Annotated in this window: 10 protein-coding genes; 3 read left to right on the top strand and 7 right to left on the bottom strand. The window is 71.2% G+C overall.

Features of this window, described 5'->3' with window-relative positions:
• Positions 1–14 precede the first annotated feature (14 nt).
• Genes KHU32_RS01340 through KHU32_RS01330 form a run of 3 tightly spaced genes read right to left on the bottom strand, consistent with a single transcriptional unit; the run spans position 15 to position 4258 of the window.
• On the bottom strand, positions 15–1217 hold the full coding sequence (locus tag KHU32_RS01340) for an MFS transporter (RefSeq protein ID WP_213668252.1): 1203 nt from the start codon (positions 1215–1217) through the stop codon (positions 15–17).
• Positions 1218–1221: 4 nt separating this feature from the next.
• Positions 1222–4050 (bottom strand): DNA polymerase I, encoded by a 2829-nt coding sequence (polA, locus tag KHU32_RS01335; protein ID WP_213668251.1) that lies wholly within the window; start codon positions 4048–4050, stop codon positions 1222–1224.
• Positions 4034–4258 carry a zinc-finger domain-containing protein gene (locus KHU32_RS01330; RefSeq protein WP_213668250.1) on the bottom strand — a complete coding sequence of 75 codons (225 nt, stop codon included), beginning with the start codon at positions 4256–4258 and terminating at the stop codon, positions 4034–4036. Before KHU32_RS01330 ends, polA begins: the two co-directional genes overlap by 17 nt.
• A gap of 89 nt (positions 4259–4347) precedes the next feature.
• On the opposite strand from KHU32_RS01330, the gene KHU32_RS01325 reads away from it, so the two are divergent.
• Entirely contained in the window at positions 4348–5415 is a 1068-nt protein-coding gene (locus KHU32_RS01325) for an alpha/beta hydrolase (protein WP_213668249.1), read from the top strand.
• Positions 5416–5655: 240 nt separating this feature from the next.
• Positions 5656–5832 carry a hypothetical protein gene (locus tag KHU32_RS01320; protein ID WP_213668248.1) on the top strand — a complete coding sequence of 59 codons (177 nt, stop codon included), beginning with the start codon at positions 5656–5658 and terminating at the stop codon, positions 5830–5832.
• On the opposite strand, the gene KHU32_RS01315 is transcribed toward KHU32_RS01320, so the two are convergent.
• A complete protein-coding gene (locus tag KHU32_RS01315; protein ID WP_213668247.1) occupies positions 5829–7385 on the bottom strand; it encodes a putative bifunctional diguanylate cyclase/phosphodiesterase in 1557 nt (518 codons plus the stop codon). The genes KHU32_RS01320 and KHU32_RS01315 overlap by 4 nt on opposite strands.
• Before the next feature lie 96 nt (positions 7386–7481).
• On the opposite strand from KHU32_RS01315, the gene KHU32_RS01310 reads away from it, so the two are divergent.
• Positions 7482–8468: a Bug family tripartite tricarboxylate transporter substrate binding protein gene (locus KHU32_RS01310; protein ID WP_213668246.1), complete on the top strand. Its 987-nt coding sequence runs from the start codon at positions 7482–7484 to the stop codon at positions 8466–8468.
• A gap of 20 nt (positions 8469–8488) precedes the next feature.
• Here KHU32_RS01310 and KHU32_RS01305 read toward each other — a convergent pair whose 3' ends face one another.
• The 3 genes from KHU32_RS01305 to KHU32_RS01295 all read right to left on the bottom strand — a co-directional run bounded on the left by KHU32_RS01305 (position 8489) and on the right by KHU32_RS01295 (position 12563).
• Complete coding sequence (locus KHU32_RS01305; RefSeq protein ID WP_213668245.1) at positions 8489–8965, bottom strand: YqhA family protein; 477 nt, start codon at positions 8963–8965, stop codon at positions 8489–8491.
• 63 nt (positions 8966–9028) lie between these two features.
• Positions 9029–11479 (bottom strand): ATP-dependent helicase HrpB, encoded by a 2451-nt coding sequence (gene hrpB / locus KHU32_RS01300; protein ID WP_347265489.1) that lies wholly within the window; start codon positions 11477–11479, stop codon positions 9029–9031.
• Between the two features lie 73 nt (positions 11480–11552).
• Positions 11553–12563: a zinc-binding alcohol dehydrogenase family protein gene (locus KHU32_RS01295; RefSeq protein ID WP_213668244.1), complete on the bottom strand. Its 1011-nt coding sequence runs from the start codon at positions 12561–12563 to the stop codon at positions 11553–11555.
• Positions 12564–12689 lie beyond the last annotated feature (126 nt).

Raw genomic sequence — 12689 nt, 5'->3', positions numbered from 1 at the left:
GCCCCTCAGGGGTGCTACTCGGCCGGCACCATCGCGACGCGGCGGCCGCGCCGCAGCTCCTGCACCAGCGACATCAGCACCGCGGCCCCCATCAGCGCCGCCGCGATCACGAAGACCGAGAGCGGTTGGCCATGGTCGAGCAGCCAGCCGAAGCCCAGCGGCCCCACGATCCCGCCGACGCTGAAGCCCGTGCTCACCAGCCCGAAGGCCGCGCCCGCCTGGCCCGGAGGTGCGGCCGCGCGGACCATCATGTCCCGCGAGGGCATGATGAGGCCCGAGAGGAAGCCCGAGGTGGCCATGACCAGCGTCAGCGCCACGGGAGCGAGATCGGCGAGGCCGCCGACCAGGATCAGTACCGCCGCGGCCGCCAGCCCCACCGCGGCGACAAGGCCGTGCCGCTTGGTGCGGTCGGCCACATAGCCGCCAGCCAGCACGCCGATCGCGCTCAGCGCCAGCCAGGCCGTCAGGGCGACATTGGCCGAGGCCAGGGAGATCCCGTGCGCAGCCTCCCAGGAGGAGACGGCGAAGCCCTGCACCGCCGTGTTGCCGAAGGCGATGAAGGTGAAGAACACCAGGAGCGAGAGCACCGCTGCGTTCAGCAGGCGCGGGCCGTCCTTGGTGGCGCCCTTGGCCCGGCGCGCGGCCGGCTTCTCATCCCGTGCCTCGCGCAGCAGGGGGAGGGCGGCAATGGGGCCCAGCACGCCGGCCAGGATCAGGGCGCCGGAGACGCCCGAGAGGCTGGCCATGCCCAGCATCAGGAACGGCGCGACGGCGCCGCCAGCATAGCCCGCGAAGGTGTGCAAGGAGAAGGCGCGGCCGACATGCTCGTCGTCGATCGCGCTGCCCAGGATGGCGTAGTCGGCCGGGTGGTAGACGCTGTTCGCGAGGCCCGCGAGCGCCGCGCCGACCAGCAGCCAGGGGTAGCTTCCGCCGATCCCGGCCAGCACGAAGGCGATCCCGCCCAGCAGCAGCCCCGCCACCAGCGTGCGCCTGGCGCCCACCCGATCCACCAGCAGGCCCATCGGCGCCTGGGTGAAGAAGGTGACCAGGTTCAGCAGCGTGAGGGCGAAGCCGAGCTCCAGGAAGGAGACGCCCATCGTCTCCCGCAGCAGCGGGAAGAGCGGCGGCAGCGCCAGGATGTGAAGGTGGCTGATGAAATGGGCGCCGGAGACGGAGACGAGGATCCGCCTCTCCTCCCGCGAGAAGTTGGACGACATGATTTCAATGCGCCTCCGCCCAGGAGGCGCCTTGTCCGACTTCGACCAGCAGGGGGACCCGCAGTTCGGCGACGCCTTCCATGACTTTTCTTATCGTTGCTCCGGCGGCCTCGACCTCGGCCTCCGGCACCTCGAAGACCAGTTCGTCATGCACCTGGAGGAGCATACGGGTCTTGAGCCCGGCCTCGCGCAGGGCGCGGGGCGTGCGCACCATGGCGCGCTTGATGATCTCGGCCGCACCGCCCTGGAAGGGCGCGTTGATGGCCTGGCGCTCGGCCCCCGCGCGGCGCACGGGATCCTTGGCGCCGATATCCTGGATCCAGAGGCGGCGGCCGAAGGGCGACAGCACGTAGCCCTTCATCCGCGCCTCGTCCTTCAGGCGCTCCATCTCGTTCCGGATGCCGGGATACTGGGCGAAATAGGCGTCGATGATGCCGCGCGCCTCGCCGGCGGGAATGCCGAGGCGGCCGCCCAGGCCGAAGGCGCTCATGCCGTAGATGATGCCGAAGTTGATCGTCTTGGCGCGGCGCCGCGCCTCCTTGTCCACATTCGCGGGGTCGAGGTGGAAGATCTCGGCCGCGGTGCGGCTGTGGATGTCCTCGCCCTTCTCGAAGGCTTCCCGCAGGGTCGGCACCTCGGCGAGATGGGCGAGCAGCCGCAGCTCGATCTGCGAGTAGTCGGCGCTCATCAGCACATGGCCCGGCTCCGCCACGAAGGCGCGGCGGATCTTCATCCCCTCCTCGTTGCGGATGGGGATGTTCTGGAGGTTGGGCTCGGTGGAGGCGAGGCGGCCCGTGCTGGTGCTGGCCAGCGAATAGTCCGTGTGCACGCGCCCATCGGCCGCGATTTGCGCAGTCAGGCCTTCCACATAGGTGGACTTCAGCTTCGCGAGCTGGCGGTGCTGCAGCACCACGCGCGGCAGCGGATTGCCCTGCGCGGCCAGATCCTCGAGCACGCTGGCATCGGTGGAATAGGCGCCGGTCTTGCCCTTCTTGCCGCCCTTCAGTCCCATCTCGTCGAAGAGGACCTCGCCGAGCTGCTTGGGGCTGCCGACGTTGAAGGCGCGGCCGGCCAGGCGGTGGCACTCGGCCTCCAGCACGACCAGGCGTTCGCCGAAATCGGTGCCGATGCGGGCCAGCTCCTGCCCGTCGACCTTCACGCCGGCCTGCTCCATGGCGGCGAGGACGGGGATCATCCGCCGCTCCACCTGCTCGTAGAGCGCCAGCGCCCGAGCCTCGCGCAGGCGCGGCTTCAGCGTGTGCCAGAGGCGCAGCGTGACGTCGGGATCCTCGGCCGCATAGGCCGTCGCGCGGTCGAGCGGGACATGCGCGAAGGGGATGCGCGCGCGTCCGGTGCCGGTCACCTCGTCGAAGCTGATCGGCTTGTGGCGGAGGTGGAGCTGCGAGAGCTCGTCCATGCCATGCCCATGCGCGCCGGCCTCCAGCGCGTAGGAGATCATCATCGTGTCGTCGAGCGGCGCAACCTGGATGCCGCCGTTCTTCGGATTGGCGAGGACTTCCAGGTCGTATTTGGCGTTGTGCAGCACCTTGAGGACCGCGGGGTCCTCGAGCAGCGGGCGCAGCGCCTCGATCGCCGCTTCGGCCGGGATCTGCGCCGGGCTTTCGGTCAGCAGGTCCGCGCCGGCATGGCGCAGCGGGATGTAGCAGGCCTTGCCCGGCGCCACGGCGAGGCAGATGCCCACCAGGTCGGCGGCCAGGGCGTCGAGGCTGTTGGTCTCGGTGTCGAGGCCGATGACGCCGGCGGCCCGGCCCTTCGCGACCCAGGTCTTCAGCGTCTCCAGATCGGTGACGCAGTCGTAGTTCCCGAAGGGGATTTCCAGCGGATCGGCCGGTTCGTCCGCGAGGGGCGCGGCGACGGGGCGGGGACGGTTCGGCGGCGCGCCGTCGCCCAGGCCCAGCCGCGCCAGCAGCGTGCGGAAATTATTCTCGGCGAGGAAGGCGGCGAGGCGCACCGGCTCGGGCGAGCGTGCGACCAGCGTCTCCACCGGCAGGGGCAGCGGCGCGTCGCAGTCGAGCGTCACGAGGCGCAGCGAGATGCGCGCCTGCTCCGCATGGGTCAGCAGGAGCTCGCGCCGCTTGGGCTGCTTGATCTCGCCGGCGCGGGCCAGCAGGCTCTCGAGGTCGCCGTATTCGGTAAGCAGCGTGGCGGCGGTCTTGATGCCGATGCCCGGCACGCCGGGGACGTTGTCCGTCGGGTCGCCGGCCAGGGCCTGCACCTCGGCCACCTTGTTCGGCGGCACGCCGAACTTCTCCAGCACCTCGGGCTCGCGGATGGGCTTCTGCTTGATCGGGTCCAGCATGATGACCCGCTCGCGCACGAGCTGCATCAGGTCCTTGTCGGAGGAGACGATGGTCACGCGCCCGCCCTCGGCCTCGAAGGCCTTGGCGTAGCAGGCGATCAGGTCGTCCGCCTCGTAGCCCGGCAGCTCGACCTGGGCGACGCCGAAGGCCTCCGTCGCCTCGCGGATGAGCGCGAATTGCGGGATGAGCTCCTCGGGCGGCTCCGGGCGGTGGGCCTTGTAGGCGGCGTAGATCTCCTGCCGGAAGGTCTGGCGCGCGCTGTCGAAGACGACGGCGATGTGGCTGGAGCTGTGCTGGTTGAGGAACTTCTCCAGCATCTGCGCGAAGCCGAAGACGGCGTTCACCGGCGTGCCGTCCGGCCGGGTCATGGGCGGCAGCGCGTGATAGGCGCGGAAGATATAGCCGCTGCCGTCGATCAGGATCAGATGCGGGTCGCCGGGCGGCGGGGTCCTCGGCTCGGCCGAGGGGATCACCGACCCATCCAGGGCTGCGCCGTCAATGATGTCCGTCATCGCCCGCGCCTTCCTTCAGGCGGTAGGTGCGCGAGCAGTAGGGGCAGGTGACCTGCCGATCCTCGATGCGGAGATAGACCAGCGGATGGCCCAGCGGGCCGTCGCCGCCGTCGCAGCCGATCTTGCGGGATTCGACCGGGATCACGTCCTCCGGCGTCACGCCGGGGGTGAGGAGGGGAGCATAACCGGTCATCTGCGGATCGCGCATTCGGGGCCTTCATCTTGCCGCGTGGTGACCGCAACATAGGCCCTCGAACCAGGATGGACCAGCCGTATGCCTCCCCCCAGGCCAGGACCGTGAAGCTTCTCGCCTCGCTGCTGCTGGCCGGCCTGTCGCTCGGCGCCTGTGCCCCAGTGATGGTTCCGGCGGGGCCCGTGATCCGGGAGGCGGGGATCGAGCCCTTCGTCGCCCCTCCGCTGCCCTGGACCCTGCGGCCGGCCTACGCCTTCGCGCCCTCGCCGCCCGAGCCGCAGCCTTCCGGGCCGCGCCCCGAATCCATGCTGGTGATGCCCGACGGCGCCCGGCTGCCGCTGCGGGTCTGGCGGCCCGAGGGCGCGCCGCGCTTCGTGGTCGTCGCCATGCACGGGCTGGGCGATCACGGCGGCAACTTCCTCGCCGAGGGCGGGCCGCTGCTCGCCGCGGGGGGGGCGGTCGTCTACGCCTACGACCAGCGCGGCTTCGGCTGGACCTCGCCGCGCGGCTACTGGCCGGGGGTGGATACGCTGGTCTCCGATGCGCGGGAGTCGATCCGGCTGCTGCGCGCGCGGCATCCCGGCCTGCCGGTCTTCCTGCTGGGCGAGAGCATGGGCGGCGCCATCGCGCTCGCCACCTCGCCGCGCGATGTGGACGGGGTGATCCTGTCCTCGCCGGCGATCTGGGGCGGGCCCTACCTGTCGGCTCTCCTGCGGAGCCCGCTCTGGGTGGCGTCGCGGGTGCTGGGGCCGCTGGCCTTGCCGGCCAGTGCGGCGGGCATCACGGCCAGCGACAACGAGGCCGCCCTGCGCCGTTTCGCGCGTGACCCCCTGACGCTGCGGGAGATTCGCTTCGACATGCTGAAGGGCATCGTCGACCTGATGGACGCGGCCGTGGCGCATCTGCGGAGCTGCTGCGGCGAGGTGCCCGTCCTGTTCATGGAGGGCGGCAAGGACCAGGTGGTGCCGGCGCACATCGCGCGGCGGGCGCTGCGCGACGCACAGGCGCCGCGGGTCGCCTTCTATCCGGAGGGCTGGCACCTGCTGCTGCGCGACGAGATCCGGGCCGATATCGCCCGCGATATCCTGGCCTTCATGAGCAATCCCAGGGCCACGCTTCCGGCCGAGGAGGCCGGGCGGGCCTGGATCGCGGCCACGCCGGCGGACCCCTGATCCGCCGCCTCCGGTATTTATTTCATTCTCCTTGCTACTTTTTTCGGCGACGATGATTGAGGGCAGGGCCCGGGACGATCCGGGCAGATTCAATGAAGGCTTTTATGGTTTCCCGCATTCTCCCACCCTTCACGGGCCCTTCCATCGCGGAACCTGCGCTGGCAGGCCGTGGAAGCTTCGCCGCCCTGATGGCGCTACGCCCCTGCGCCAGGGTGTCCGACGATCGAAGGGGGCCGTCGAATGGCACGCCATGACGAGGGCAAGGTGAAGAAACCCGTCAACACGCCGCGCATCCTGCGCACGGCGAAGCTGGACGAGGATAACCACGACTGGAGCGATGCCCTGGCGGCGCTTGCGGCACTGATGGTCCTCGCCAGTGGCAACGCGGCGCTCAGCTACCTGATTTTCCTGCTCTAGGCGGGCCGGCCGCCGCTTGTCAGCGCCGAGGCCTCTTCGGCCGTGAGCCCATCCTGGCCCGAGGCTCCCTGCGCCAGGGCGCAGCCCTGCGCTTCCAGGGCCTCCCTCTGCTCCTCCGGCACGGCACCCTCGGCGGTGACGGCCAGGTCGAGCCCCTGGCCGATGCCGATCAGCGCCCGCACCATCACCGCCGCCTGCCGGTCATGCGCCATGGCCGCGACGTAGCTGCGGTCGATCTTCACGCCGCTCAGCCGCAGCCGGCTGAGATTGGCGAGGTCCGAATAGCCCGTGCCGAAATGGTCGGCGACGACGTTGACGCCGGCCGCCTGCAGGGGCTCCAGCAGGGCGGCCGCCCGGGCGGCATCGCGGGTCAGCGCCCGCTCGTCGATGTCGAGCTGGAGGCGCGAGGGCGGCAGGCCCGCCTCAGCCAGGATCTCCAGGATCCGGGCACCGAAGGCCGTGTCCGGCAGCAGCGCCGCGGGCAGGCCGAAGGCCAGGCGTACCGGCGCGTCCCAGTCGCAGGCGGCCGCGCAGGCCGTGGCCAGCAGCTTCTCGGTGACGGCGGCGAGAAGCCCAGCCTTGGCGGCGATCGGCAGGAAGCGGTCCGGCCCGATCTCGCCCATGGCCGGATGGTCCCAGCGCGGCAGTGCCTCGAAGGCGGAGACCATGCCGCCGGCCTGTCGGCTGGGCCGGTAGCTCAGCGCGAATTCGCCGCGCTCCAGCGCCGGGCCGATGGCACGCTCGAGCTCGTCGCGCTCGCGGAGATGCTGGTCCATCTCCTCCTCGAAGAAGCGCAACGAGGATTCGCGCTTCGCCTTCGCCCGGTACAGCGCGACATCGGCCTTGCGGAGCAGCTCCTGCGCCTCCGTGGCATCGGCAGGCCCCATGGCGATGCCGATGGCGGTGCCGACCTGATGGCGCGCCTGGCCGATGGCGATCGGCGGCGCCAGCTCCTCGATGACGCGGAGCGCGACATTGGTCGCGTCCTCGGCGCCGGCGACGTTGCGCGCGAGGATGACGAATTCGTCCCCGCCGAGCCGGGCCACGAGGTCCCCCTCGCGCACGGCGCGAAGCAGGCGCGCGCCGACATGGATCAGCACCTGGTCGCCCGTCGGGTGGCCGTAGACGTCGTTGATCTTCTTGAAGCCGTTGAGGTCGAGCAGCAGGACCGCATGGGCCTCGGGCGGGACGGGAAGCTCCGCCAGGGCCGCGCCGATGGCCTTGTCGAAGCGGCGGCGGTTGGGCAGCCCGGTCAGGGGGTCCTGCATGGCGAGATGCAGCACCTCGCTCTCCGCGGCGAGGCGGAGGTCGTTCTCGTGGCGATGCTCGCGGGCGCGGCGCCATGCGTAGAAGAGGATGCCGCACATCAGCAGCGTCGTGAGGCCGAAGAGCTCGTCGACCTCGATGGTCTGCTCCTGGGTCGGCCCGCTAACGTTGCGGAAGAGGTCCACCTGGAGGGCGACCCAGGCGAAGACGGCGATGACGACGAGGACGAAGCCGGCGTCGAAGATCCTGACGCGCTGCCTCACCAATCCGGCGCTGCTGATGTCCATCTCGCTATCCTAGGACGCGTTGGCCGGAGTCGGCATCTCTGGACGCCGCGGCGCGCGGCGTGAGACGATCCCCGAAACAACCATACGGGGAAACGAATGTTCAGACGTCAAGCGCTGGCCTGGGGTGCGTCCGCGGTCCTGGCCACGCCCAGCCTGGTGCGCGCCCAGGGCGCCGCCGCGGGATATCCGGACCGCCCGATCCGCTTCATCGTGCCCTTCCCGGCCGGCGGCGGCACGGACACCTGGGCCCGCATCGCGGCCGAGCCCATGCAGGCGGAACTCGGCCAGCCCATCGTCATCGACAATCGTGGCGGCGCGGGCGGCATGGTCGGCACGGAGGCCGCCGCGAAGGTGCCGCCGGACGGCTACCAGCTGCTCTTCACCATCACGACGCATATCCAGAGCCCGGTCGTGATGAACCGCTTTCCCTATGACCCGGTGGCGGATTTCGCGCCGATCGGGCGCCTGGGCACCACGGCGGTCAACTTCGTGGTGGGCCCGAAGGTGCCGGCCTCGGTGACGACGATGGCCGAGTTCGTCGAATGGGCGCGGCCGCGGGACGTCTCCTTCGGCAATTATGCGCCTGGCTCCACCGGCCATGCCTTCGGCCTGATCCTGGCCCGGGAGGCGCGGCTGAACGCCACGCAGGTTGCCTATCGCGGCGAGGCCCCGATGCTGCAGGACATCCTGGCCGGCTCCATCGAGGGCGGCTTCCACAGCATGGCCGCGTCCGGCGAGATGGTGCGAGCGGGCCGGGTGCGGCCGCTGGCCGCCAGCGGCGCGCGGCGCTCGCCCACCCTGCCGGAAGTGCCCACGCTCATCGAGCTCGGCTATTCCAACCGCTTCGACTTCGACGGCTTCTCGGGCCTGCTGGCCCCGGTCCGCACGCCCCGGCCCATCGTCGACCGGCTGGTCGAGGCCTTCCGCAAGGCAGCCGAGGCCCCGGCGACGCTGGAGCGCCTGCGCCGCATCGATACCGTGCCCGCTTATCTGGGGCCGGACGAGTTCGGCAGCTTCATCGCGACCAAGCTGCGGGACTGGACGAACCTCGCCCGGGATCTGGATCTGCGCGTCGAGAGCTGAGCCGCCTCAGCCGATCCGGCTCAGTCTGAGTTGCCCTTGGTCACCTTCAGGAACAGGGTCAGCACCCCGATCATCAGGGCGATGGCCAGGGCGAGGTGGATCAGATCCGCCTCGCCCGCGCGCTGTACCGCTTCCTGCAGGAAGAGCACGGCGAGAACCGCGACGATGACGCTGACGAGCTGGCCCTTGAGGTCGTCCAGGTTGCGGACGCTGAACCATTTCGGAATGGGCGCGGTGCCGTCGACGAAGAGGACATAGAGCCCGATGCTGGTGATGTAGGCGACGATGGCGATCAGGAAGACGTCGATGGCCTCGATCAGGCTGGCTGCCAGGGCCTTTGAGGCTGTCGGCGCGCTCGACCCCGAGACCAGGGCCTTCGCCAGCGTCGAAGCCACCACCACCGCCTCGTAAAGCATGAGCGCGACCGAGGCGGCGAAGATGCTGATGATCGCGATCAGTACGATGTAGCCGGAACCGGCAATGAGGCGGTGGATCATGCGCCAGTGTCGTCGGGGGGATGGCCGGGTTTCAATGGGCCAGGCATCCCGTGCCAGCGCCCATCATCCCGGCTGGTCGGGTTTTTCCGGCCAGTTGTGCTTGGGATAGCGGCCGCGCATGTCCTTGCGCACATCCATCCAGCCGGCCTGCCAGAAGCCGGCGAGATCGGCGGTGATCGCGATGGGGCGGCCGGCGGGGGACAGCAGCGCCACCTGCAGCTTCACCCGCCCGTCGGCGAGCGGGGGCATCGCGCCCATGCCGTAGAGGTGCTGGGCGCGGGCCTCCAGCGTGGGAATCTCGCCCATGTAGTCCACACCCGCGCTGCGGCCTTCGGGCAGGGCGATGCGGGTGGGAAGGGCGGCGTCCAGCTTCCGGCGCAGCTCATGCGGCAGCAGCATCTGCCCGATGTCGAGCGACTTCAGCTCCGAGAGCTTGGTCAGGCCCGCGCAATAGGGCGCCAGCCAGTCCTTCGCCGTCGCGGCCAGTGCGGCGTCGGAGACGTCCGGCCAGGGGGCGCCCTCCAGCGCGTGCATGCGCCCGATGCGGGCGCGCAGCTGCTTCGCGCCTTCGCTCCAGTCGAGGTCGCGGAAGGCGCGGCCGGCGGCGGCCTCCGCCAATGCCTCGGCCATCAGTGAGGGGTCGACGCCGGATAGCGGCGTCTCCTCCAGCACCAGCGGGCCGAACATCACGCGCCGGCGCGCCAGCACCGCATTGGCCCGGGCGTCGAAGGAGGCGCCCTCCACCGTGTGGAAGCGCTCGGGGAAGCGCGCCTCCAGCGTGGCGCGGGAGATGGGGGCGGCCATGCGGATGCGGGCCTCGGTGCCCTTCAGCTCCAGGTCGGCGACGGAAAGAAGGGTCTGCTTCGCCAGCGGATCGGCGACGGAAAGCCGCGCGCCCTGGCCCGAGGCCATGCGGAAGGCGCCGTCCATGGTGCCGCGCTTGAGCGCGATGCGATCGGGGAAGCCGGCGGCCAGCAGCGCGCCCGCATCGCCCTCCGGCGGCTCGTTGCCATGCACGCCCAGGCGCCGGCGATGCAGCGCGGCGGCACGGCGGATGGCGCGGATGGCGATGGCGTCGCTCTCCGCATGGCCATGGCCGTGCAGCGCGTCCAGGCGCAGCGTGATATCGGCCGGCGGCTCGCGGCCGCGCAGCGGATCGCGCTCCTCCAGCAAAGCCGCGAGATCGGCGGCCAGCGCGGCCTCGCCCTCGTTCTCCACCGCGCACATCATGCGGGCCAGGCGCGGATGCGTGCCCATGCGCGCCATGCGCTTGCCCATGGTGGTGATGCGGCCCTGCTCGTCCAGCGCGTCGAGGTTCTTCAGCAGCGCGCGCGCGGCGGCCAACTGGCCCTCGGGCGGCGGGTCGAGGAAGGGCAGGGTGGCCGGGTCGGCGCCCCAGGAGGCGCAGTCGAGCACGAGACCGGAAAGTTCCGCCTCCAGCATCTCGGGCCGGTCCTGCAGGGGCATGCCGCGATGGATGGCCTCGCTCCAGAGCCGGACGGCCACGCCCGGCTCGGTGCGGCCGGCGCGGCCCGCGCGCTGCTCGGCCGCGGCACGGCTGATCCGCACGGTGACGAGGCGGGTGAGGCCCGTGGCCCCGTCCAGCCGCGGCGTGCGCCGGAACCCGCCATCGACCACGATGCGCACGCCGGGGACGGTCAGCGAGGTCTCGGCGATGCTGGTGGCCAGCACCACGCGCCGCCGCGCGCCGACATTGAGCGCCTTGTCCTGCTCCGTGGGCGAGAGCTCGCCATGGAGGGGCAGCACGTCGGCATCGAGGCCGGAAAGGCGCTCGGCCGTGCGGCGGATCTCGCCCCAGCCGGGCAGGAAGGCGAGCACATCGCCCGCCTCGCGCGCCATGACGCCGCGGATGGCGGTGGCCATGGCTTCGGGGAGGTCGCGCAGCTCGGTGACGTCGCGCTTCGTGTTCTCGATGCGGACGGGATGGGCGCGGCCGGCGCTCTCGATCAGCGGGGCGTCGAGCAGCTTCGTGAAGGCGCCGCCATCCAGCGTCGCGGACATGGCGAGCAGCCGCAGCTCCGGCCGCAGCCCGCGTTGCAGGTCGAGGCAGAGGGCGAGGCCGAGATCGGTGTCGAGATGCCGCTCATGCGCCTCGTCGAAGAGCACGCCGGCCACGCCCTCGAGCCCGGGATCGGATTGCAGGCGGCGGATCAGCAGGCCTTCGGTGATGACCTCCACGCGCGTGTCCTTCGACACCGCGCGGTCGAGCCGCGTGGAAAGGCCGACCGTGCCGCCCGGCTGCTCGCCGAGGAGGGAGGCCATGCGGCGCGCGGCCGCGCGGGCGGCGACGCGGCGCGGCTCCAGCACCAGCAGCTTCTGGCCCCGGGCCCAGGGTTCGTCGCGCAGGGTCAGGGGGACGAGGGTCGTCTTGCCGGCGCCGGGCGGCGCCACGAGCACGGCGTTGCTGCCCGCGGTCAGCGCGGCCAGCAGCGCCGGCATGGCCTCCTGGACGGGAAGGTCGATCAGCGGGGGAGGTCGCGGGGAATCAGTCACGCGCGAGTCGATAGCCCCTTCGGCCGCCCTTCCCTAGAGGGCCGCCAAAGCGTGCCCCCAAAAGGGGGGCGATCTAGTTCCAGCCCTCGGCCACGGCCTTGCCGATCATTCGCCCGCTCTCCACCAGCGCGTGCCCCTCGAGCAGATGCGCGGCCTGGATGCGGCCGAGATGCCGGGTCAGCGTGTGCTGGATCGTACCGGCCTCCACGAGGGTCGCCACCTCGTCGAGCAGGCGGTGCTGCTCCAGCAGGTCCGAGGCCCGGTAGACCGGGCGGGCGAACATGCTCTCCCAATGGAAGCTGGCGGATTTGGCCTTCAGGCGGCCGATCTCGATCTCCATGAAGTCGTCGATGGCGCAGATCGCGCCCTGCGGCGCCACCATCTCGCAAAGGGCGCGCCAGTGCCGGACCGTGTGGGTGGTCGAGAAGATCCAGCGGAACCGCAGGCCCAGCTGCTTGGCCTGGGCCGGCAGGTCGCCGGCATGGTCGAGGACGTGGTGCGCGCCCAGCTTCTCGCACCATTCGCGGGTCTCGGGGCGCGAGGCCGTGGTGACGACGGTGAGGCCGGTGAGGCGGCGGGCCAGCTGGATGGCCATGGAGCCCACGCCGCCCGCGCCGCCCACGATCAGCACCGCGCCGTCATCGGCGCCGCCGCGCGGTAGGCGCAGGCGGTCGAACAGCGCTTCCCAGGCGGTGATGGCGGTGAGGGGCAGCGAGGCCGCCTCGCCGAAGGTCAGGTTCCGCGGCTTGCGGCCGACAATCCGCTCGTCCACGAGCTGGAGTTGGGCATTGCTGCCGGGGCGGTTGATGACGCCGGCGTAGTAGACCTCCTCGCCCGTGCCGAAGATATGCGCATCCGGGCCGCGCGCCACGATGACGCCGGCGGCGTCGAAGCCGAGCACGCGGGGCTCGCCGGCCGGGTCGGCGCCGGCGCGCTGCTTGGCATCCACCGGATTCACCGAGACGGCCCGCACCTCGATCAGCAGGTCATGCCCGCGCGGTTCCGGCGGATCGCGGAGGACCATGTCCTCCAGCGCTTCCTCATGGGTGACGGGATGGCAATGGGTATAGGCGACGGCCTTCATGGGGCACTCCCAAGCTTTCCGGGGACTCTCTCATGGATATGGGCGCGCGCGCGAGTTGCAAGCAGGAAGGGCGGAAGATCACCTGGCCGCCTTGCCGGAGGGTCATTTCGGCGCCGCGGCCAACCG

The sequence above is a fragment of the Roseococcus pinisoli genome, assembly GCF_018413645.1.
Lineage (GTDB): Bacteria > Pseudomonadota > Alphaproteobacteria > Acetobacterales > Acetobacteraceae > Roseococcus > Roseococcus pinisoli.
Note: the sequence above shows the minus strand (reverse complement) of the source record. Positions and strands in the feature narration are given on the sequence as shown.